At 43.0% G+C, this 22,308-nt stretch carries 24 protein-coding genes; 12 read left to right on the forward strand and 12 right to left on the reverse strand.

The features are described 5' to 3' along the window. Positions 1–10: 10 nt before the first annotated feature. Positions 11–817 (reverse strand): hypothetical protein, encoded by an 807-nt coding sequence (locus EHO59_RS11565; RefSeq protein WP_135589114.1) that lies wholly within the window; start codon positions 815–817, stop codon positions 11–13. Between the two features lie 26 nt (positions 818–843). Continuing rightward, a complete protein-coding gene (locus EHO59_RS11570; protein ID WP_135588151.1) occupies positions 844–2,859 on the reverse strand; it encodes a tetratricopeptide repeat protein in 2,016 nt (671 codons plus the stop codon). 114 nt (positions 2,860–2,973) lie between these two features. Here EHO59_RS11570 and EHO59_RS11575 point away from each other — a divergent pair, with 114 nt between their 5' ends. Both EHO59_RS11575 and EHO59_RS11580 read left to right on the forward strand, forming a co-directional pair. Continuing rightward, positions 2,974–4,422 carry a hypothetical protein gene (locus tag EHO59_RS11575; protein ID WP_135588153.1) on the forward strand — a complete coding sequence of 483 codons (1,449 nt, stop codon included), beginning with the start codon at positions 2,974–2,976 and terminating at the stop codon, positions 4,420–4,422. Further along, positions 4,409–5,521: a cysteine desulfurase family protein gene (locus EHO59_RS11580; RefSeq protein ID WP_135588155.1), complete on the forward strand. Its 1,113-nt coding sequence runs from the start codon at positions 4,409–4,411 to the stop codon at positions 5,519–5,521. The genes EHO59_RS11575 and EHO59_RS11580 overlap by 14 nt, the downstream gene beginning before the upstream one ends. 32 nt (positions 5,522–5,553) lie before the next feature. Here EHO59_RS11580 and EHO59_RS11585 read toward each other — a convergent pair whose 3' ends face one another. Next, entirely contained in the window at positions 5,554–6,717 is a 1,164-nt protein-coding gene (locus EHO59_RS11585) for a deoxyguanosinetriphosphate triphosphohydrolase (protein WP_135588157.1), read from the reverse strand. 185 nt (positions 6,718–6,902) lie between these two features. Between EHO59_RS11585 and EHO59_RS11590 the strand changes: the two genes are divergently transcribed. Genes EHO59_RS11590 through EHO59_RS11600 form a run of 3 tightly spaced genes read left to right on the forward strand, consistent with a single transcriptional unit; the run spans position 6,903 to position 8,644 of the window. Then, positions 6,903–7,535: a DedA family protein gene (locus EHO59_RS11590; protein ID WP_135588159.1), complete on the forward strand. Its 633-nt coding sequence runs from the start codon at positions 6,903–6,905 to the stop codon at positions 7,533–7,535. Positions 7,536–7,579: 44 nt separating this feature from the next. Continuing rightward, the gene (locus EHO59_RS11595; protein ID WP_135588161.1) at positions 7,580–8,131 is read left to right on the forward strand and encodes an HNH endonuclease; all 552 of its coding nucleotides are present in this window, start codon (positions 7,580–7,582) and stop codon (positions 8,129–8,131) included. After that, positions 8,132–8,644, forward strand: coding sequence for an LIC11661 family lipoprotein (locus EHO59_RS11600; RefSeq protein WP_135588163.1), 513 nt, complete (start codon positions 8,132–8,134; stop codon positions 8,642–8,644). Here EHO59_RS11600 and EHO59_RS11605 read toward each other — a convergent pair. Genes EHO59_RS11605 through fliS form a run of 3 tightly spaced genes read right to left on the reverse strand, consistent with a single transcriptional unit; the run spans position 8,641 to position 10,016 of the window. Beyond that, a complete protein-coding gene (locus EHO59_RS11605; protein ID WP_135588165.1) occupies positions 8,641–9,123 on the reverse strand; it encodes a molecular chaperone DnaJ in 483 nt (160 codons plus the stop codon). The genes EHO59_RS11600 and EHO59_RS11605 overlap by 4 nt on opposite strands. Next, positions 9,102–9,536 (reverse strand): hypothetical protein, encoded by a 435-nt coding sequence (locus EHO59_RS11610; protein ID WP_135588167.1) that lies wholly within the window; start codon positions 9,534–9,536, stop codon positions 9,102–9,104. Before EHO59_RS11610 ends, EHO59_RS11605 begins: the two co-directional genes overlap by 22 nt. Before the next feature lie 27 nt (positions 9,537–9,563). Then, on the reverse strand, positions 9,564–10,016 hold the full coding sequence (fliS, locus tag EHO59_RS11615) for a flagellar export chaperone FliS (RefSeq protein ID WP_135588169.1): 453 nt from the start codon (positions 10,014–10,016) through the stop codon (positions 9,564–9,566). 86 nt (positions 10,017–10,102) lie between these two features. On the opposite strand from fliS, the gene purN reads away from it, so the two are divergent. The 5 genes from purN to fsa all read left to right on the forward strand — a co-directional run bounded on the left by purN (position 10,103) and on the right by fsa (position 14,425). Further along, the gene (purN, locus tag EHO59_RS11620) at positions 10,103–10,729 is read left to right on the forward strand and encodes a phosphoribosylglycinamide formyltransferase (RefSeq protein ID WP_135589115.1); all 627 of its coding nucleotides are present in this window, start codon (positions 10,103–10,105) and stop codon (positions 10,727–10,729) included. 1 nt (position 10,730) lies between these two features. After that, positions 10,731–12,272 (forward strand): bifunctional phosphoribosylaminoimidazolecarboxamide formyltransferase/IMP cyclohydrolase, encoded by a 1,542-nt coding sequence (gene purH / locus EHO59_RS11625; protein WP_135588171.1) that lies wholly within the window; start codon positions 10,731–10,733, stop codon positions 12,270–12,272. A 1-nt stretch (position 12,273) separates the two neighbouring features. Next, the gene (locus tag EHO59_RS11630; protein ID WP_135588173.1) at positions 12,274–12,903 is read left to right on the forward strand and encodes a hypothetical protein; all 630 of its coding nucleotides are present in this window, start codon (positions 12,274–12,276) and stop codon (positions 12,901–12,903) included. A 44-nt stretch (positions 12,904–12,947) separates the two neighbouring features. After that, positions 12,948–13,658, forward strand: coding sequence for a hypothetical protein (locus tag EHO59_RS11635; RefSeq protein ID WP_135588175.1), 711 nt, complete (start codon positions 12,948–12,950; stop codon positions 13,656–13,658). A 122-nt stretch (positions 13,659–13,780) separates the two neighbouring features. After that, a complete protein-coding gene (fsa, locus tag EHO59_RS11640) occupies positions 13,781–14,425 on the forward strand; it encodes a fructose-6-phosphate aldolase (RefSeq protein ID WP_135588177.1) in 645 nt (214 codons plus the stop codon). 76 nt (positions 14,426–14,501) lie between these two features. Here the strand turns inward: fsa and EHO59_RS11645 are convergent, their stop codons facing one another. The 4 genes from EHO59_RS11645 to EHO59_RS11660 all read right to left on the reverse strand — a co-directional run bounded on the left by EHO59_RS11645 (position 14,502) and on the right by EHO59_RS11660 (position 18,381). Further along, positions 14,502–14,975: a PaaI family thioesterase gene (locus tag EHO59_RS11645; RefSeq protein WP_246052871.1), complete on the reverse strand. Its 474-nt coding sequence runs from the start codon at positions 14,973–14,975 to the stop codon at positions 14,502–14,504. A gap of 199 nt (positions 14,976–15,174) precedes the next feature. After that, a complete protein-coding gene (locus EHO59_RS11650) occupies positions 15,175–16,209 on the reverse strand; it encodes a DUF1574 domain-containing protein (RefSeq protein WP_135588179.1) in 1,035 nt (344 codons plus the stop codon). Between the two features lie 7 nt (positions 16,210–16,216). After that, complete coding sequence (locus tag EHO59_RS11655; protein ID WP_135588181.1) at positions 16,217–17,626, reverse strand: MBOAT family O-acyltransferase; 1,410 nt, start codon at positions 17,624–17,626, stop codon at positions 16,217–16,219. Continuing rightward, on the reverse strand, positions 17,623–18,381 hold the full coding sequence (locus EHO59_RS11660) for a pseudouridine synthase (protein WP_210413082.1): 759 nt from the start codon (positions 18,379–18,381) through the stop codon (positions 17,623–17,625). Before EHO59_RS11660 ends, EHO59_RS11655 begins: the two co-directional genes overlap by 4 nt. Before the next feature lie 110 nt (positions 18,382–18,491). On the opposite strand from EHO59_RS11660, the gene lipA reads away from it, so the two are divergent. Beyond that, positions 18,492–19,397, forward strand: coding sequence for a lipoyl synthase (lipA, locus tag EHO59_RS11665; protein WP_135588183.1), 906 nt, complete (start codon positions 18,492–18,494; stop codon positions 19,395–19,397). Positions 19,398–19,441: 44 nt separating this feature from the next. After that, positions 19,442–19,723 (forward strand): hypothetical protein, encoded by a 282-nt coding sequence (locus tag EHO59_RS11670; RefSeq protein ID WP_342776320.1) that lies wholly within the window; start codon positions 19,442–19,444, stop codon positions 19,721–19,723. A 101-nt stretch (positions 19,724–19,824) separates the two neighbouring features. Here the strand turns inward: EHO59_RS11670 and EHO59_RS11675 are convergent, their stop codons facing one another. Both EHO59_RS11675 and EHO59_RS11680 read right to left on the reverse strand, forming a co-directional pair. Then, on the reverse strand, positions 19,825–21,003 hold the full coding sequence (locus tag EHO59_RS11675; RefSeq protein WP_135588187.1) for a lipoprotein LipL45: 1,179 nt from the start codon (positions 21,001–21,003) through the stop codon (positions 19,825–19,827). A gap of 98 nt (positions 21,004–21,101) precedes the next feature. Further along, the gene (locus EHO59_RS11680) at positions 21,102–22,301 is read right to left on the reverse strand and encodes a PQQ-dependent sugar dehydrogenase (protein ID WP_135588189.1); all 1,200 of its coding nucleotides are present in this window, start codon (positions 22,299–22,301) and stop codon (positions 21,102–21,104) included. Between the last annotated feature and the right edge of the window lie 7 nt (positions 22,302–22,308).

The raw sequence follows: 22,308 nt of genomic DNA on the forward strand, positions 1-22,308 counted from the left end.
TCCTTACTATTTAGAATCCGAAGACTACTTGGTTCAAACTATCAGTGCGGTTGACTTTCTTCATTTTGATTTCAATGCGGTTTTGATCTGACCCGTCCGTTCTAGAGACGATCCTAGTTACGGTGACCTTGGGAGGAAATTCCAACTCTCCCTGCACATTCGTGACTGCCTTTACATTCTTTCCGGAAGAATCCCATTCTACGGAGTAGATCCCCTTCTCCTTTGTATAATAGGTCCATTCTTCTCCAGGTTTGCGAACGAGAACGATTCCTTCGGTTGGCTGCACTATAGTCCATTCAGGTTTGAATAGTTGTGCATTTCGATTGGAAAGAAGATAATAGATTACAGGAAAAGGAACAATCGTCTGCTTTCCGGTATTCGGATCGGAAAGAACAATATCATCCATCGGCTGCTCGTGAACCTTGTCCACGCTGGCAGTCTTGATCCGGATCGTGTTTCCATCCGTAAATACTTTAGAAACGCTGATCCCAAACAACTTATCAGTAAGTTCGATCTGCATCTTTCCAGTCGGTTTGTCGTACATGATCTTTCCACTCAGAGAAAAGACATCCTTTTTAGGAAAGAAATTCTGGATGCGAATATCAAACTCGCCTGAATAAGAAGTATTCGTTTCTTCTAATTTACGAAGGCCATCCAAATACTTCTGTCCGTCCTTGGACTTGGCGCTCCAAAATTTGATCTTTCCTTTCTGACGAAAAGGGATCTCTTCGATCTCAGTCGTAGCACAGTTTGCAAACAGGATCGATACAAATACAAATGAAGTAATAATTCTAAATAGCGATAAATGGTTTGTTATCAAAACGGATCTCTCTTCTAAATCGATCAAGGCTTGGTCGATATCGAATTCGTTCTTAGCCTTCCCAATTTTTCCCGAATTCTCTCTTTGTCTTCTTTCTTTTGATAGAGATTTTCCGATTTTTCCCAGAATCTTTTCGTTTCCGCAAAATCCTTTCTTTCATAATGAACATCTCCTAGATGCTCACAAATTGTAGGATCAAAATCGTTCTTATCCTGCAGAATCTGATAAGCCAGATTCAAATGCAAAAGCGCTTCTTCTATCCTTCCCTTCTTATAATAGATCCAACCTAGACTATCTTGGTAGGCTTCGTTATCTGGAGCGAGTTCCACGGCTCTATGAACTAATTCTAATGCTTCATCCAGTTGGATCCCTTTCTCCGAATAATGATATCCTAGATAGTTATAAGAGATCGGATTTTCGGGATCCAATTCCATGGATTTCCGAAGATCCGCTTCCATATCTTTTAACTTGCCCAATTTTTCAAGAGCAGTGGCTCGGTAGAAATAGTACACTGCAGATTTAGGTTCTAAGGAGATCGCTTCGCTGAATGCGTTTTTACTCTCCTGCAATTTCTCCGACTGAAGAAGAACAATCCCTAAAAGATAATACGCGTAGTGATTTTTCGGATCCTGCTTCAAGATGCTTTGGATCATCTCTTCGGATTCTTGGATCTTTCCGGGAGGATTTCCTCTTAAAAGATAGGCAAGATGCAATTCGTATTTTCTAGAATCTTCTTTGGTTTGAGCGTTCTCAATCGCCTTTCTTACCGAGATAATAGATCTAAAAACGGAACCAGACTGTTCGTATACGCTCGCTAGAAAATCGTATTCTTCTGCAAGTACTGCCTTGTCATCTCCTTCCTTAGCGGTGATCTGAATCGCCTCTAAGAGGAGTGTTTCGGAGAGATTGATTAGCTGGGACTGAAGAGCGATCCCGGCCACTTCTACGAGTTCCTTAGTATATTCTTTTTTACTAATATTCGGATCTCTCTTTAATATTTCTATGATCCCCAATCTCACGGAAAGTCTTCTAGGGGATTTTTCTTTCAGAGGAAAAAGGATCCTCCTTCCTTCCGAGTAATTGGAGTTCAGAATGGAATAGAGGCCGAATAAAACCCCTTCCTTGGATAGTTTTCCCTTCTTCTTCAATTCCTCAAAGTATCCTGCAGCCATGGAACGGCTCTCTATAAAATACATCTCCCCGAGCATAAGCTCCACGGAGGAATTGCCTTGGATCTCTTGCAAGATCCTTTGCAACTGTCTCTTTGCTTGTGCAAACTTGCCTAGTTGGTCTAGGATTCTTGCCAGAAGAAATCGGACCTCCCAATTCTCAGGTCTCATCTCCAGATAACCGGAAATATAGAAGAGAGCCTTTGTATTTTGTCCCAGATTGAAATAGGTTTTGCCTAAGGATAAATACACAAACTCCGGATACTTTGGATTGCTATCCTTTTGCTTGATCAGATCTCGAAGTGAGCTTAAATACAGAACAGACTTTGCATCATTCTTAAGAGCAAGCTCCGCAGAACTAAGAAGATAATAAATGTCCGGATCATCTGAAAATCTGCTCAGATTCGCTTCTAAATAAGAAGCCGCTTTATCATATTCTCCTCCGTTCAGAAGGATGGTTCCCTTTAAGATATAGGATTCTTTAAAATTCGGATCCGCCTTTTCTGCGAGCTCCGTCTCGAGAATCGCTTCCTTCCATTGGCCGATATAATAATGGGCCAATGCCTTGTTCCATCTGGAAACCGCAGAAACCGGAGCTCCCAAGGATTCGGAGCATTTCAGATATTTCTCATAGTTCCGGATGGATTCCGTGATCAGTTCGGCTCTTTCTCTTCCTTCAGAAAGACGAGCCTTATTCATGCTCTCCAATCCTAAAGAATAGAAGAATGCGGGCCAAACAGAACGTGCCTTTCCGCTAGAATCTGTGTCTCTGCAGACAAGGATGGATCCTGAATTCAGGGGAGAAGCAAGGAGAGGACCGATACCGAGTGTCGATACCAGAAGAATTGGAATAATGCTTGCGTGTTTCATAATCCCCGGACTTGTATAGGGTTTGGAATCAAAGAGAGCGAAATCTCCACTCGCTCACTCTGAGTGAGGGCTCAGGTTCGTCTAACGAATTTTCCTAAAGCCCAAGGAAAGAAATTGTTCAGCATTCTAAGAGAAAAGAAAAAACTCTTCTTATCCCTTTTACTGATTTGGATCCTCGCCGCATTTTATATCTATCCCCGCAGGTTCGAATTTTTACGTTCTTTAGCTCTTTGGATAGAACCACCTGAATTAAATCCGTCTCTCTCTGAAAAACTGAAGGCAAAAGGAGACGATCTACTCTCCGAAAAAGTGGAATTCAGACAGGTAGAGCATTATCTCAGAACGGATCAGATGGCGAGAGCCTGTTCCAGAGCCTATAATTTGGGGAAGGAAGGACTGGACGATATTTTTAGAATTCCAAGCTGGATGGAAGCAAAGCACCAAGGTTGGACCATCGAAAGATTGTCTGATCCAAGCGGGACAAAATTCTCTAGCGGAGAAAGACCGATCGATCCGTTTGAATATTGGGAGGAATTCTACCAAACTCCTTTAGAAGCTCTAGACTATTATAAAAGAGCTCTCAACTATAATCCGTTTGACGGATATAATTTCCCGAGTGAGAGAGCAACCTTGGGAAAGGATAAGCCTGAGATCGCAGGCAAGAGTCTTCTGGAAAAGATCAAGATCACTGCGTTCGCAACCTGTCGTCCTGAAGAAGCCATACTCGCACATTTTCAATCTATCATTCGTATCGAAGAATTAGTCTTCGAAAAGATCAAGGAAACTGCGGCTCCAGCAATTCCTTGGTGGAAGAGAATCCTCAACTTCTTTCATTTAAGTTGCAAGTCAGACGAAGATACTCAGGAAACAAGCGATCTTCCGAAAGAAATACGAATTTGGAAAAAGATCACCGAATCTGAATCCGAGCCGATTATCTTTTCTCCGGATTATCCGGAAACTACCAAACTAACTGCAAATCAGTACAAAAGACTTTTGCTCAAAACCTTGGAGCTACTGCAACTGAGAATGACTGGCAAAGGAACATCTCTTTCTCCGGAGGAATCAGTCTCACTCTATACTAGAGTTCTATATTTCTCCTGCTCCAAGAGAACAGTACCTGCAGAAGCAAAGTATTGGGGACCGAGTGCAATTGCGATGATCCCATGCGATACTTCGGACGAAGAAGGAAGCAAATCATTCTATTCCAATTTGAACAGAGCCGCATTTTTGTATTATAGATTGGGCGACAGAGACACAAATTACCGCAAAAAGTCGGGAGAAATGTTTGAGTCCGTTTATAAATCCCAACTTACGGATCTTGGAACCAGATTCCAGGCAAAGCTTATGAGAGTGCGCTGCCTTCTATTCGAATCCAATTTCGACCAAGCATTGAAAGAATTGGATTCATTGGACATCGAAGTCTATACGGTTGATCCGAATTATAGAAACGATAAGTCAGGTTACGAAGACTTAATCGAAGATAAAAAGAAACTATTGCAGTATGTACTTCGTCGAAAAGGCAGATACGAAGAAGCCGACGATATTTTCGATGAAAAGAATTAAGTATTTCGACTATAATGCGACTCACCCTCCTCTTCCAGGTTTGCTCTCTAAAATATTCGCAGACTATGAAGAAGATTTTTTCAATCCTTCTGGCCCGACTCGCTTTTCACTCGCTCGACAAGGAAGAATAGAAGAAGCTCGGAAAACCTTAAGCTCACTGACCGGCTGCGATCCAAAAGGTTTTGTTTTCGTTTCTTCTGGAACGGAAGCAAACTATTCACTCGCCTATTTTATTCGTTCTCTTGCGCCAAAGATTGTCTATTTATCTCCTTTCGAACATTCCTCCATGTATTCTGCGTTCGAAAGCGCTAAAATTCCAGTGCAGATCTTACAAACGGATAAATCTGGACTCATTTCTATCACTCAACTGGATTCTTTTCTAAAAGAAGATCCAGGCCCAGTATGCATTATCCATGCGGGGAATGAAACAGGAGTCATCCAGCCCTTGGAGAAGATCTCAGAACTTTGCTCTACATATAAGGTGCCATTCTTCTCGGATATCATCCAATCTTTCGGCAAAATCTCCATACCATTTTCTCTTTTAGATGGATTCACTTTCTCCGGGCATAAGATAGGAGGAGGTTTGGGTTCTTCCGTTCTTTGGTTCCAACCAAAATACCTAAAAGAAGGAGGAATCTTCCAGGGAGGAAATCAAGAGAACGGACATAGAGCCGGAACAGAAAACTCACCTGCAATCCTCGCACTTTCAGAAGCGGCCCTTATCCAATTCCAAGAGATGGAAAAGAAAGATCTGCGCTTAAAAGAATTCAGAGTGAAAATAGAAGCCTGCCTGAAAGAGTTGGGAGCCGAGATCGTTTCAGAAGCTTCCCCAAGACTTCACTCTACTACTTTTACACTTTTGCCATTCGACGATCTGGATTTCTTCATGATGGGAATGGAAGAAAGAGGATTTGCATTGTCTACAGGATCATCCTGCAAGTCCAGATCTAGAGAAGCAGCGCCTTCTCTTCTTGCCATGGGTTACTCCCAAGAAGAAGCGTTACGCGCCATTCGAATTTCCACCGGATTATTTACTACTACAGAAGAAGTGGATTCCTTGATCTCTGCCTTAACTGAAGTGATCCGTTCTATAGGATAGAATATCTGTAAAACTAAAGAAGATGAGAATTCTTAAGCCTCTTTCGACTTAAACCCAATACTCTGAGCCATTTCTTCCGCGTAACGATCCGTCATTCCCGCTACAAAATCGCAGACACAACGCTCTAATCCTTCTGTCTCGAATCTTTGTCTGTACGTTTCTGGAATGGAATCCGGTTGCTTTCTAAAATGATAGAATAAGGACTCGATTATATCCCTTCCTCTATCACTCGTTACTACTACGGAAGGATGCCTATACAATGTTCTGTACAAGAAAGACTTAAGCTCTCTTACCTTTTCCCAATATTCCGGTTCGTAAGTCGCGATTCTCTTTCCTTCCTGAAAATGAAAGTTTAGATCCGCTCTGGAAGAAATCTTCCATTGATGGATCCTGGATTCTATAGTGCGGATCATATTCGAGACCATTCCATTGGTCAACTCTCGGATCACAGAACGAACAAGCACCTTTCCACCCAGATCCGGATATTCTTCTTTGACTTTAAGAAAGGAATCCGACCAAAGATGTAGATCGCTCAATTCTTCTAATTTTAAATAACCCATTTCCAAGCCGTCGTCGATATCATGGCTTGTGTACGCAATCTCATCTGCAACATCCGCGCATTGAGCTTCCAGGCTCGGACCTTCTTCTTTTCTTTCTTGGCCTAGATGAGAGCCTAAATATTCTCCTCCGTGCTTCATCATTCCCTTGATTGTTTCACCGCATAGATTCAGACCAGGAAAGGACGGATAACGTGTCTCTAAGAAAGTAACGATCCTCAGAGATTGTTTATTATGTTCGAACCCTCCAAAATCCTTCATCAGATCGGAGAGCATATCCTGGCCAGCATGCCCGAAAGGAGTGTGACCAAGATCGTGAGCGAGAGCGATTGTTTCGGCAAGAAGAGAATTCAAACCTAGGGCGGTCGCCATCGTTCTAGAAATGCCGGCTACTTCTAAAGTATGAGTGAGCCTGTTTCTGTAATTCTCGCCGACGGAATAAACGAAAACCTGCGTCTTATATTGTAATCGTTTGAACGCGCTGGAATGCACCACTCTATCCCTATCTCTTTGCAAGGGAATACGATACGGATGCTCCGCTTCCGGATATTCTCGAACACCGGTCTCGTCCTGACGAACAGCGTAAGAAGCGAGTAAAGAATTTTCTGCCTGAATGATTTGGTTCCTGTCTCTCTGCACAGAAAACCAATATGGAATTAAAATCAGTCGGAAGCAAGCCAAACTAAGAAAGAAAGATTATAGGAGAAAGCATCCTAGCCGTTGGATTCCGGTCTGAAACCCAAGTGGAATTTCTTTTTTCGATTTCCATTTGTACCCGTAAAGATTCACTGGTGGAATTCTCCGAGGCTAAGTTATAATTACAGATGGATCTAGTCAATATTGCGGATTTAGTAAATTTCTTTTCCCGGTTCGGTCATGAGTTCGCCTATCTCGCGGTCTTTTTTACCCTACTTCTTTGCGGCTTCGGACTTCCTATTCCAGAAGATATTTCCTTGGTTTCCGGAGGCGTTTTAGCCGGACTCGGTTATGCGAACGAACATGTAATGTTCGCTGTGGGAATGGCTGGAGTACTCGCAGGAGACGGTTCTGTATTCTTGTTAGGCAGGATCTTCGGAGAAAAAGTACTCAAGCTTCCATTCGTAGCAAAATATTTAACTCCCGAACGATTCTCCAAGGTCCAAGAAAGATTTTCCCAATATGGCAACTGGGTCGTGTTTATGGCTCGCTTCATGCCTGGGCTTCGCATGCCTATTTATCTTACTGCGGGCACTTCGGATCGGATCTCATTCTTCCGTTTTGTACTATTAGATGCATTTGCTGCTGCTATCTCTGTTCCAATTTGGGTGTACCTTGGCAATTACGGGGCAAGAAATTTGGACCAACTAAAGAACTGGGTCCACCAAGGACAAATTACTGTATTCGTAATCCTAGGATCTCTTGTTGTCGTGCTAGTTGCCTTTGTATATCTGCGTAAGAAACGTTCGAAAAACTCTTAGTTTTAGTGGACATAGTTTCCTGAAAATGTACAGTTTGGTTAGATATGGACGTCCTTGCCCAGCCTGTGTTGGTGCTGAACGCGACCTATGTTCCGGTGGCGATTCGAACGGTCAAAGACGCCATCGTTCTTCTCATCTTGAAGAAAGCGGAACTCATCAAGGATGAGCAGGAACTCTATATTCGTTCCGAAAAACTCCGTTTCACTGCTCCCCGAATCATTTTACTTACAGACTATTACAAGGTGCCTAAGAGAAAGCATAAGCTTTCTCGGGAGAATATATTTCTCCGGGACAACCACGAATGCGTGTACTGTAGACGTAAACTTCCGTCTTCCAAACTAACTCTGGATCATGTAATTCCAAAGAGCCGTTGGGAAGAAATTCCTAAAGAAAGAAAACCAAGAGATTACCATACTTGGGAGAATCTGGTCACTGCCTGTAGAGACTGCAATACCAAGAAAGGCAACAAACTGCTGCAGGAGCTCAAATGGGAGATCCCGGAAAATAGATCGACAAACAAGAGACGTTTTTCACAGTTTTCCGTATCCGACCAATTGGTTGAAAAATTCGGCTGGGCGGATTACATTCTAAGATAAATGAACTTTTTTTTACCGGAAAGAAGCATAGGCCTCTTTCAAATTTTTTCCATTCTTCTTCTAATTCTATCCTGCAATAATTATTCTTCGAATAGGATTATTACCAATCCCCCTACGATCATAGAAGTGTCTCCGATCGCAACGGGCTATGAGCTTCGATTGAGAGCAGGAAACCCGGAAGCATTCTTTGGCGGATACACATTGTATGTGGGTGCCACTTCAGATGCCTCCCGAAATCCCTCCGATTTCGCAAGCGGCTTTCCTTGCCAAAAACCATTGGCATTGATCCCGAATCAGCCAATCGAATATTCGATAGAAGTGAGTCCCACTGCAGGACCCTTAGCAGTACCTGGCGCCGGGGAAAATCAAAAACGAGTCTGTAAGATTGTGGCAACCTTGAGTTCTGGGCAATATATCACTCTTAGATCTTCTGTAATTAGCTTGGATCTAAACACAGCAACAAGAGACGTTTACGTCTTCTCCATGCCTTCGAATACGATGAAGGTGCCTTAGTCCTTAAACCAAACCGAAAGTTTCTTAAGAGTCTTCTCCACATCGTCTTTCCAAATGCTTTGGGGAAAAGAGCCCAAGAATTCATTCAGTTCTTTGCGAGCGGAGTCTAGTTCTTCTCTTAGTTTTATGAGAGCTGGATTATCCTCGCTTTTTAGAAAGACTGGATTTCCTTCTGTGAACTGAAAATATTTTTCGAGAGCCTCGGCTGCTCTTTGCTTCGCTGACTTATAAAAAGAAAATCCTTCCTTATCTTCTCCGCCTTTATAAGAAGAAGACGAAGTCTCCTTTTCCAGAGAAGAAAGAAGTACATCTCTAAGCTGTACTAGTTCTTTAAAGAGGTAATCAGTTTCATATTCACCCGAATCTGGATGGTATTTTCGGGACAGCTCTCTGAATCGAGTGCGAACTAGATCGGCGTCGAATTTTCTAGGAAGTCCGTAAAAGTCCAGGGCCCGGCTTAACAGGTCCCCGTCTTCCAATCTTGCTTCCTATGAGTTAGAAATTTTTTGAGTTGGATCTTGGCCTGAACTTGGTTGAGTTCCTTTCTATATTCCTGAAGGATCTCTTCCATCTTCTCTCCGACCTTTGCATTCAAGTCTCTGGATTCTTCCAGTTTTTGGAACATCTCATCGGATAGGCGAATGATATTCAAGGATTGCGGAGAAGATTCTTCTGATTGAGCGATCTTACGATCTAGACTTCTCATCTTTTCAACCAGTTGAGAATTCTTGGATTCCAGTTTTGCCGCGCCTTCTCCATCACCGAAACCTAAGATCTCGAGTTGGCGTTTTTGCAAAATCATCAGCTCGTCCAAAAGGGAGAGCTTGTCTTGGTAGAGAGAAGCGAGTTTATCTTCCATAGAATTTAGACGTTTGGAAGTGAGATCGTTCATAGTCAGAGATTCACTTCCTGAAAGTCTTTAACCTTGTAAGGAAAGTCCAGTGCCTCTGGAGGCCGGGCTAGGCATAGGAACCACTGAGGAAGCTTTTTCCTTCTTCTCAATTTCTTCCCAAGCAAGTTTAAGATCTTCTAGATACTTGATGATCTCTTGTAGGATCTCAGTATCCTTCTTCATATTTGCTTCGAGTAGCCGCTTTTTGATATAAACATAAATTCCGAGCAGATTATTTGCGACCTCTCCCCCATTTTCCATGTTCAAGGCCAGCATGAGCTCAGTGATGATTTCTTGAGCTTTGAGAATATGATTGTTCACCACGTCGTACTTGCGGGGTGTATTGTTCTCGATGGCTACGTTTAAGAAGCGAATGGCTCCCTCATATAGCATTACGATGAGCTTTCCCTGACTTACAGTAGAAATTTCATTGGATTTGTACTGTTCGACCGAAGCCGTCGATTTTCTGGCAAGTGACATGTGTCTCTCCTGAAATACTCTTCGACAAATTCCCGGACCGCCTTAACGTGGACTGGCAATTCTTAGCGTATCGGATGCGAAAATTCTTGGCAAGTCTGTTTCCCAAAACCAGAAAAAAGCTTGTTTTTTTAGCTTCGGGCCGAGGGAGCAATTTCGAAGCAGTCCTGAAGTCCCTCCAAAAAGGAAAAATCAAGGCGATCCCCGCTTTTTTGGTGACCGATAACCCGGAGGCTCAAGCAATCCAAATCGCCTCCAAATCCAAGATCCATGTCCGAGTCATCGACTTCAAATCCTTCCCCAAGAAAGAAGACTATCATAAAGAACTCTTGAGAATCCTTACCGAAATCGGTCCGGATCTAATTGTAGCCTGCGGTTACATGAGGATCCTAAAGCCAGAGATCATACGCGCCTTCCCGAATCGGATCATCAATATCCATCCTTCTCTTCTTCCCTCCTTTACTGGGTTGAATGCGCAAAAGCAGGCCCTCGAGTATGGGGTTAAGGTCACTGGTTGCACGGCTCACTTCGTGGACGAGGGAGTGGACTCCGGCCCGATCATTCTGCAAGGAACGGTGAAAATCGAGGAGAAGATGACGGAAAGAGAATTGACTCTTGCCATTCTCAAAGAGGAACATAAAATCCTGCCCATCGCAGTAGGACTTTTTTGCGATGATCGGCTCTCCATAAAAGACAGGAAGGTCTCAATCCTCTAGCATGATCAAAATCACCCGCGCCCTCATTTCAGTTAGCGATAAAACAGGTCTCATCGGCTTCGCCAAGTATCTGGAATCCAAAGGTGTGGAAATCATTTCCACCGGCGGAACTCTCAAGACTCTCAAAGACAACGGAATCAAAGCGATTGCGATCGACGATTATACCGGATTTCCGGAGATCCTCGACGGAAGAGTAAAAACTCTCCACCCCAAAGTCCACGGCGGACTCTTAGGTGTTACTTCCAATCCGGAACATAAAAAGAAGATGGAAGAGCTAAAGATCCCTAAGATCGATCTAGTGGTTGTGAATCTCTATCCATTCGTTCAGACAGTTTCCAAACCTGGTGTGCAATTGGACGAGGCAATCGAGAATATCGATATAGGCGGACCTTCCATGATCCGTTCTGCCTCTAAGAACTACAGACATACTGTAGTGGTGACCGATCCTAACGACTACAAGACTGTCGAAGAATCCATGAAGATGAACGAAGGATCTGTGGATGCCGACACTTCCTTCCTTCTTATGAGAAAAGCTTTCTCTCACACTGCACTTTATGATACTGCAATCTCCTCTTGGTTCAATAAGTTAGCCGGAGAAAAATTCCCGGATATCCTAAACCTTTCTTTTACCAAGAAGCAAAAGCTTCGCTACGGAGAAAACCCTCATCAGAATGCAGCTTTCTATGAGCCTCTTTTCACCAAGAGCGAGTTCTCTCCTCTCCAAGGAAAAGAATTATCTTTTAATAATATGTTGGATTTTGATGCGGCATTCCATATTTCTGCTCTTCTTCCAAACAATACAGTTTGCATTATCAAACACTTGAATCCTTGCGGAATTGCATACGCGGACGATACTTTAGAGGCATTCCGCTTAGCAAAGAGAACCGATCCTATTTCTGCATTCGGCGGGATCATAGGAATCAAGGGAACGGTAACCGGTGAACTTGCAGTTCTAATCGGAGAGACTTTCGTAGAAGGTGTTATCGCACAAAAATTCGAGCCTGCCGCTCTGGAATATTTCTCTAAGAAACCGAATGTTCGTTTGATAGAGATCGAAAATTTCCAAGAGGCATTGGACGAAATGGATCTAAGACCGATCCATCATGGAATGCTTCTCCAAGATCGTGACTATGCTACGATTACTGAAAAAGACCTGAAAATAGTTTCCAAGAAGCAACCTACAGAAGAAGATATTCGTGGTCTCATGTTTGCTTGGTCTACTGTGAAGTTTATCAAGTCTAACGCAATCGTCTATACAGAAGAAAACGCGACTCTCGGGATTGGAGCTGGACAAATGTCTAGAGTGGATTCTGTCCAGTTAGGCGCGACCAAGGCTCTGAATGTTGGATTGTCAGTCGTCGGTTCCTATGTTGCGAGTGACGCGTTCTTCCCTTTTAGAGACGGGATAGATGCGATCGCCAAGGTAGGAGCAAAAGCAATCATCCAACCAGGCGGTTCCATTCGGGATGAAGAAGTTATCAAGGCAGCGGACGAGCACGGCCTGATCATGGTATTTACTGGCATGAGGCATTTTAGACACTGAAATGGAATTCTTTCTCTACTTAATCTATCTGGTCATCACGTTAGTAGTCGTTTCTTTAGCTGACTATTATTTCGGACTACTTCACCTAAGTGGTAAGGATACATTCGAAAAGATTGAACTGACGGATTGGGCGAGGATCATTCCTTCTAAGGTAGTTTCTATTTTTGAGACAGGCGGCAGCCTGCAATTCGGGCTGATCGCCTTCGGGATCTCTGCCTTCTTCTCCTATATTTGGACGTTAATGGGAGGTCTCATCGGATCTCCTCATTACACTGATTCGTTCGGAAATTACTTCTTTCTATCCTTCATCATGCCTGTACTTGTACTCGCTTTCTATTCCTTTATTGCTTCTGAAATCTTAAAGGCGGCAAGAATCTCTCCTTCGAGCGGTTCCTTCTTAGCGAGACTGATCGCGCAAGAAATCCCATTATTAAGCGGTATCTTTATCTCTGTCATTGCCTCCAACCTGGCGGTTTACGGAATGTACCACGAGATCTCCTTTCTATTCGTATTACCGAATGTACTGGTCCTCATTGTCTTACTCATCTTAAGATGGAACGGAAAGGTAAAATTCGGGGGAATTCGCCTGGACAGAGAGGCAGAAGAGGATGAGGAATTAGAACAAGATTAGGAAGATTCCTAATTCTATATCGGTTTTCTGCCGATAGGAAGACTATGAAAGGGCAATCCATCTCCGTATTCATCCTATCCTTACTCCTTCCTTGGAGTTCTGTTTTTTCTCAGTTTCCGGGAGACGGAACTAGAGCAAACGGTTCCAAGCCGACTCTGGATGGATTCGCCGAAGTAGCCTGGGAAGCTTCTTACGCACAGGTTCGGGATAAATTTCTTTCTCTGGCAGCCAATCCTCAAAGCGACGAAAAGATAGAAGTCGTTCATGAAGATAAGGAGAAGTCCCTACTCGTTCGCCGTAACGGGATCATGTATTTATATCGTTTCTATTCCACTCCTAAATTGGTTTTGGATTCCCGTCCCAAAGATAAACAAGCAAGGCCAGAAAGACCCGCTGCGAATCCGGACGAGGATGAACATATCGAACCAGGAAAGCTATTTTCCGTTGGAGTTTCTTTCCGCTACCTTCCAGGCAAGGATGTGCAATCTAAACTGGAAAATAAATACGGCAAACCCAAAAAAGAGACCTTGGACGATAAAAAGATCGGGGGCGCAGTAATCTGGGAACTTACCGACGAAAGAGAGGCTCCTCCCAAAGGTGGCTTCGTTGTTCAATGGAAAGAAGCTTATAAAAAGCAACCTTTCACCAGAAGAGTGGATTATTTCAGCTCCAAGGTAAAAGCGCAGATCGAAAGAGAATACAAAGAGTTCTTCTCTGCCGAAGAAATCAAAACTTTAAGAGATCTGATCCCTTAAGAAATCCTTGACCGTGAGTCCGAACAAGGGCCACTATCCAGAGAGATTCTAAACCCGTTAAAAACGGGAGTCTCGAGCCAGGACTTTCCTGTCTAGACATACTAAATCTTTCGGAGCCCATCGTGGAATTATATTTGGACACAGCCAATGTGGACGAGATCAAAGAGATCGCGTCCTACGGACTTTTGGACGGAGTTACTACCAACCCTTCTCTTATCGCTAAATCCGGTCGCAGTTTCAAAGAAGTCATCAAAGAGATCTGCGCGATCGTTCCCGGCCCTGTGAGCGCCGAGGTAATCGCTACCAAACATGAAGACATGTTGAAAGAAGCAGATGAGCTAGTGCAAATCGCTCCGAACGTAGTAATCAAAGTTCCTCTGATCCCAGAAGGACTGAAGACTGTAGTCAAGCTTACAGAGAAAGGAATTCCAACGAATGTTACTCTTTGCTTCTCTGCTCCGCAAGCTTTACTCGCTGCAAAAGCGGGAGCTACTTACATTTCTCCGTTCATTGGACGTGTAGATGATACTTCTTGGGATGGAATGGAACTGATCTCTGAGATCAGAGAGATCTATGATAATTATGGATTCGAGACCAAGATCCTAGCTGCCTCTATCCGCGGGCCGATACATCTAAAAGAATCCGCGCTCAGAGGAGCAGATTGCGCGACCATGCCAATCTCCGCTTACCAGCAGCTATTCAAGCATCCTCTTACCGATATCGGTTTAGAGAAATTCTTAGAAGATGCTAAGAAATTAAAATGGTGATCTCGATCAGACTCTAAAAGATCAGATCCATTTTACAATAAGAAGGCTTAGGAACCCGAATAAAGATCGGTGTTACCTAGGCCTTTCTTTTTAGATCGGGATCGTATCCCATCTCTTTGGAAAGAAAGAGCTTTGTCTTTGCAAAACTGCCGTTGCCTCTACCGATCTCTCGGCCTCGATCATCAAACAGAAAACTCTCTGCGATGATCAGATTTGCCGCATTCTGTACTACTCTTCCTTTTGCAGTCATAGTCCCTGACTTAATCGGTCGGAGTAGATTCAAAAAGAAATTAGAAGTTAATACGAAACTATCTTTCACTACGGAATTAGCAGCAAAGAAGGCCGCATCATCGGCCGCCTTAAAATAAACTGCTCCATGAGTAGCTCCTGCTGCATGAAAGAAATCTTCTCTGATTTGAATAGTAACGATCGCCTCTCCTTTTTGTGGGATAGACAATTCGGGCAAAAAAAACTGATTCACAGGAGCGCTTTTGTACATCTTTTCCAAAGCGCGAAAATGAACTTCCCAATCTGAAATTTGCACAGACATGATTCCTTCCTTTATACTAAGAATAGAATTTTCGTTCTCAGCCAATTCTACTGAGAGTCGATGCCTAGAAAATTTCCTGAATGGAAAACTAATACGAAAAAAATATCGCTTTCCGATCTATTTGATATGGAACCAAAACTAAAAACAGAAAGCGTTTACAATAAAAACGTTAATTTTATATCAAAACTTTAAAGAGCCTTCAAGGAAGCTTCTTCTTTCCAGAAAAATCATCCATTAAGATTTTAGATTGTTCCAATATGCAAAGCACGCTTTGGTGAGAAGCATCATAGTATACATCGCAAGAACTGAGCTCGTTCATGTTTGCGGCAGAGGCTCCATACTTTGTAGAAAGCTCTTGGATACGCGGCCACCAAGTCTTTTCTAAACCGAGTTCATAATAACCGGCTCTATATCCAGGATACACCTTAGGCCAAATCAGATAAGTCTTGATCCCATTCTCTTTAGAAAGCTTGAGAAATTCCTCTACAAAGAAGAACTCTGTTTCTCCCAATGTAAATCCGGAAAGATAGAGACTCTTAAGTCTAAGCGCATCCTTTGCAAGCTTAGAAGGATTATTGCTCGCACTAGCATAGGCCAATTGCTCTCCGTTCCCCAATTCCAGGATCAGATTTTCGTGATTGGATTCAGGATTATACAAATTCAAATTTCCTGAAGTAAGACGGTTCCAGAAAAGTTTAAATCCGGGTTTGACCTTTCGGATCGTGAAAAGCTTTTGCTTAATAATATCCGTTTGGTCACCGACTGAGAATTTTCTCCAATACTTCACAAGGAATGTATCGTCTGCTCCTAAACGAAGAAATGGATCATAGAGCAAACCCTTGGAATCATCAAAGCCTTCCGGGCTGATCACATAGAAAACGACTTTTGGTTTGATACCGGACTCTATGATTTTTTGGAACCAGTAAAATCCATAAGCAGGAACAGCCTGTGGTCCTGAAAAATTATACACAGTCCAATTCTCACTGATCTCCGGTGGAAGAGTTTTAGAAGAATACGGATAAGCACGAGAATCACCGAAAGCTAAGGCAAGATCCTTTTTCTGAATCGAAGGATCCTTTTGCAAACGCTCGAAAAGATGTCTTCTCTGCGCATAATACACAGGATTTCCTTCCTGATAAAAGGAAGTTTGGAAAAAATCCAGTGTGAAGATCTTATCTATAAAAAATAGAAGGATGAGGAAAAGGAATGGGATATAGATAAATTTCTTTTTCATGATTCTTTCAAAACTGTCCGTAGAAGAAGTCGGCGTTTCCATTCGGCAAAGCCAAAAGAACTAAGATCCAAACAATCGGTAAGAATACCAACTTCCACTTAAAGGAAGTCTTAAATCTTTCCGGCCATTCTTCTGCAGAGTGGAATAGGATCGCTACAAGAAGAGCAAAAATACAAGGCTCCATATTTGGGAAATCGATTCCTTTCGCCCAAATGAATATCCTCATCACTGCTTGGAACGCGGAGGAAAGATCTGGAGTGAAAAACAAAATCCAAGAAATACAATATATATGTAATACAGCGAGATACACGAATATACGCTTCACATAAGGAATATCCGGAATGAGTTTGATCTTCCAATCGGTGAAGACCCTTTCCAAAGAAAGATAAAATCCGGTGAGAAGTCCCCAGAATAAATAATTCAAATTGGCTCCGTGCCAAAGACCACCCAAACCGAAAGCGACTAGATAATTCAAACAAGTGCGTAAAGTTCCGGAACGAGAACCTCCCAAAGGAATGTACAAATAATCACGGATCCAGAAGGAGAAGGTCAAGTGCCAACGACGCCAAAAGTCTCCGAATCCAGTAAAGAAGAAAGGAGCCTTGAAGTTTTGAGGAAGTTGGAATCCAAGAAGTCTTCCCATTCCTCGGGCAATATCCGTAAGTCCTGAAAAGTCCAGATACAAATAGATCGCAAAGAAGTAGATTGTGCTTAAAAGCGCTCCTCCTGAAAAAGAAGCAGGCTCCGCAAACACTTGGAAAATAGAACCGGACATTAAGATAGACACGACAGATTTCTTAAAAAGGCCGATCACAACGAGCCAAAGACCATCCACCATATCTTCCTTTTCCATCTTAGGAGAATCGAATTGGGAAGAAACATCGTTAAACCTAAGAATAGGTCCCGCGATCATGACAGGAAATAGAAAGATAAACGAAGTGATCTTACTAAGAGTGACTTCTTCTTGAATGAGTCCCTTCTTTTTATCCACAGCGAGTGAGATCAACTGGAAGGTGTAATAACTCACTGTCAGAGGGAGCACTACTTCAAAACCGGACCAATGCAATGCGTTCGAAAGAATAGAATCCAAAGCAGGTTTGTTCTGCAGAGAAGGAAGTCCGATAATAGTTCCTACGAGATCCGCAAAAAAATAGAAATACTTGAAGAATGCTAGGTTTAGGACGTTAAAACTTATGGATACGAATAGGAACCATTTCCTTTCCAAAAAGAAGCGGATCAGGATCCAATTTACCAAGACGACTGCGATCAGATGAAATAAAAACTTCCAAGAAGCAAACGCGTAGAAGAACGCAGAAGCAAATATCAAAAAATGTTTCTTAAAACGATCCGGAAGGTTCCAATAAACCAGAAAGACCAAGCAGAAAAAAAATAAAAATTCTAAACTGGTAAAATTCATGGTCTCCAAGCTTTAGGATCCAGCAAAACGAATTTGCCTTCTCCAATATTTAGTTTTTCTAATGTAAGTTTGCCGATTCGGATTCTTTGCAGATCAGTAACCTTGGCACCGAGTGCCGCAAACATTCTTCTGATCTGGCGCTTTCTTCCCTGTTTGAGGACCACTCTAAAAGAATCGGACTCTGGTTTTCTATCTTGAGAAAACACCTTCTCCGCCTTTAAGAATTCTCCCTCGTCCATGAATCCTTTTAGAAAACGTTCTTTCACTCTTTCGAAAGGGATTTCGGAATCCAGAGAAACACTGTATTCTTTTTCGGAACCTTCCGAAGGATGAGTGATCTCTTGTATTAGATTTCCATCGTCGGAAAGAAGAAGAAGTCCTCTTGAATCCAAATCCAGTCTGCCCGCAATTGCAAGCCTTCCAAATTTGCCAGGAAGAAGTTCAAAGATAGTATGAGAATGGAATTTGTCTCCGTGAGAGCAAAGATATCCCTTAGGTTTATTCAATGCCAGAAAAACGTTCTTCTCGGGAGGAATGGCCTGTTTATTCCCGACCATGACCCGGTCCATAGGAGAGATTCGAATGCCCAGACTCGTTTCTACGACTCCGTTCACACGAACCTTTCCGGAAAGAATGAGTTCCTCCGTCTTTCTGCGGGAGCCGAAACCGCAGTCTGCAAGATAGCGGTTGATCCGAATACCGGATCCTTTTTCGGAACTCTCTTGTTCCGTGTTTTTCCCGAATTTCCCTTTCAAAATGACTCTCAGCAAAGGCCCGAAGGCCTGATCTCCAGAATCGGAGACCCGGGGAAATCCGGCTACCCAAAACACTTGACTCTTCCCGAGCTTGCAACTTAGCTATAAGGGTGAATCCTCTCAAGAAAAAGCCCAGATCTACCGGTTACCAACCAGCTCCCGAAAAACCGGATTGGCTCAAGGTCCGTCTTCCGTTTAGGGAGAAGGACAACTCAGTTTCTACCGTTCGAAGTTCTGTAGAACAAGGAAAATTGAATACAGTATGTGAAAGCGCTTCCTGTCCTAATCTGAATCATTGTTGGTCCAGAAGGACCGCAACTTATATGCTCGCAGGTGATATTTGCACAAGGCGATGCTCTTATTGCGATGTGGCCTTCGGAAAGCCTTTCTCATTGGATCCAGAAGAGCCCTTGAGAGTCGCGGAATCTGCGAAGGCTTTAGGGCTCCAACATGTGGTCATCACTTCCGTAAACAGAGATGATCTTACCGATGGAGCCGCAAATCATTATAAGCAAACCATAGAACTTATACGAGAGAGACTTCCGGATTGTAAGATCGAGATCCTTGTTCCAGATTTCAAAGAAAAGGAAGAAAGTCTAGAGCTCATCTATTCTGCAAAACCTGATATATTCAATCATAACCTCGAAACAGTGGAGAGGCTTTTTCCTACCGTTGCTCCTGCAAAGAAATATGATCGCTCTCTCCGAGTTCTGGAACACGCGTCTAAAAGAGGATTCTTAACGAAGAGCGGATTAATCCTTGGATTAGGTGAAACTCTGGATGAAGTCAGACAAACTCTAAAAGATCTCAGAATCTCCGGAGTTCAGATGGTAACTCTCGGCCAATATCTGCAGCCGACTCCTACTCATCTTCCTGTACATGAATATATCCATCCGGATATATTCAGAGAACTAAAGGAATTTGGTAAATCTATCGGATTCAGAACAGTATTCTCAGGGCCTCTCGTCAGAAGTTCTTATCATGCGGATGAGCAAACTCCGTGGTACGGAAACTAAAAAAATTTCGAGATAGTCTTCCGGAGGAGCCGGATGGCACGGAGATGAAGAAGATTATTTTTCACTCCATCCTTTCCTATCTTTCCAAGAAAGAAGGAACTGTTTCAAAAATGGAGATCAAAGATCTTCTATTCGATACATTGAGTTTAATTAAAGGATTCCGAGTTGAATGGGGAGAGATCCAAAAATTCGGCAGAGGAAAACTTCTAGTCAATTATAAGGACAAGGTGCTTATCTTAGATGTGGAAGAAGTGTCCGAATCCATCTTAAGGATCTGGAATCGTTACTCTGATTCTCCTCCTTCTCCCAAATTTAAAAAATCTTAAATTCAGTTCAAAAGCGTTAGCTCTTAAAATAGAAAAACCCGAGCCTACTTTCGTAAACTCGGGATTTTTCCACCGATCGAGCTTGTTTTAAGCCTTGCGGTTTAGTTATCTGACTTAGTTTGGAAGTCGTAGATGACTTCTTGCACTTCGTCCTGATTGATTTTCTTAATACCGTCTTCGGTGTGAACGATCATCGTGCTACCTTGTTGATCAACAATTGCGCCGATCATGGTAGTCTTGTTCACTAATACGATTTTTTCGAGTTTTTCGTAGTAGTTTACGAGATCTTGTTTGGTTTTAAGATTTTTAGGAGCAGAAACAAGAACGTTTTTGAAACGTTTCAGTTCTTCAGCCTGACGCTTAGCTAACTCTTCTTCGATTTTCTTTTTCTCAGATTCGTTTTCTGCGGCAGTCTTTTCGTCAACTTTTCCGGTTTTAGGATCTACATTCAGTTTAGCTAACTTGTCTGTAGTCGTTTTGTCCAGAGTAACGATAGTTCTGATCTCTTGCTCTTCTGTTTTAGAAACTCCAGAACCGGTAATTTTAGTAACCGCTTTAGGAATATCTTTTTCAAGAGAAGCATTGAGCTTATTAACTTCTTTCTCTCCGAAAGTTTTGTCGGAAGCTTTTACAATAGAAGATTCGTCTTTCTCAAGAATGACCTCTGATTTATCCAGAGAGTCCTTGATCTTCTTCACGTCAGCGTTAGCCGAAATCTGTTCTGCAGACATTCCTTCAAGAGCGCGAACTCTTGGAGAAACCGCTACGGAACCTTCGAGCACTTTCACGACGGATCTGTCGCTCTTTGTGCGATCTACTACGAAGGAAGTTCCGCGAACACCAGCGATTGCGGTTGGAGTAATAACGGAAAATTGGTCGTCTTTGGTTGCCTTGTTTACTTTAGCGAAGACCTTACCTGAAACTAAAGATAATCTAGTGTCGGTATTGCCTTGGGTATTCAATGCTAAAGTCGCGAATTCTAAGCTAGAGTTTTCAGCGATACGCACTGCGGAACCATCTCCGAATTGGATATCCACCTTAGCATTCGCCTTGGTTTGGATCTTATCCCCTTCTTTCAAAGCTGTTCCTAAACTTGCTTTGTCTTCGGTTAAGTCTGCGTGTTGGATTCTAGCTTCCCCTACGCTAAATACTACGATGGCCGATGGTTGGTTCTGTTTTGCGCTCGCGGAATCCGCGTTCTCGGCTGGCTTTTTACAAGCTCCGGAAGTCAACAGACCGACCACTAGGACGGCTGATGCAACGGAAATGATCTTATTCATACCCCTATCCTTTTTGATCGAGATTGATTGGAACCGCGGTGGAAGCAGTCCGATCTATATTGGGTTAACACTCATGAATCCTGGATTTTCAATTTATTTCAATTTTTTTTTACTAAACGGAAGATATTTCCTGTGCCAAAATCGGCAAAATATAGCTCACCTGAGGGATCTCTGCCAAATGTGCTAATCTGATAATGGCTCTCCTTTAGGAGCATTAATTTGGGTCTTTTTCCCTTTCCAGTCTCGAATGCGAAGAATTTTCCGGAAACAAAATCCGCGAAAACGTACCAACCTAGCAAAAAGGAAAGATTTTTCCCACGATATACGTAACCGCCGGTGATGGATTGACCAGTTTCATGATCATATTCTACTAAAGGGTCCTGTAATCCTTGTCTTGAACAGTTGTTCGGCGGAGAAAAGCAGTGAAATCCCTCCGTTATATTCCATCCGTAGTTCCCGCCTTTTAGAATGAGATCTACTTCTTCCCAAAGATTTTGGCCCACGTCAGCTACGTAGAGATCTCCCGTCAGACTATCGAAGGAAAATCGCCATGGATTCCTAAGTCCATAGGCCCATATCTCAGATAGGTAACCAGCCTTGTTTTTATAGGGGTTATCGTCTGGAATCTTATACGCGGGAGCCTCCGAATCTAGATTGGGCTCGATACGGATCATGGTCCCGAGATACGTGGAAGTATTTTGCCCATGCTTGAGCGGATCTCCTCCGGCTCCTCCATCTCCGAAACCGATATATAATTTTCCATCGGGTCCAAAAGAAAGCTGCCCCGCATTATGATTGGAATAAGGCTGATCGATTCTCAATAAGACCCGCCTTCTATCCTTCCATTGAATGGTCCGAGTCTCGTCCCATTTGAATTCCAGGATCAAAGTTTGGTCCTTCCCCGCTTCCTTGGAGACAGCATTCACGTAGAATAAATGATTCTCTTTGAACCTAGGATGAAACGCGAGCCCGAGTAGCCCTTCTTCCGATCTGGTCTCCACATGGCCCGTAAAATCAGCGATGATCTTTCCCTCTTTCTTACTCAGATTGTAAGTATAGATCTTTCCCCGTTTTTCCAAGATCACCATTGTGTCCGGCTCATCTGGATAGAACTGAATATCCGTAGGCTCCCTATATCCGGAAGCTACCTTTTCAAAGTCCAGATCGGAGAAGGAGCCGGGCTTTTTTGTAGTAACTTCGACAGCCTTCTTCGGTTTCGCAAATAGATGAAAAGAAGAAACCGATCCGAGAAGGAGAACCCAAGAGAAAAGAAAGAATTTACTGGCAAATCGTCTCATTTCGGCC

Origin of the sequence: Leptospira semungkisensis (assembly GCF_004770055.1) — a bacterium.
GTDB classification, from domain to species: domain Bacteria; phylum Spirochaetota; class Leptospiria; order Leptospirales; family Leptospiraceae; genus Leptospira_B; species Leptospira_B semungkisensis.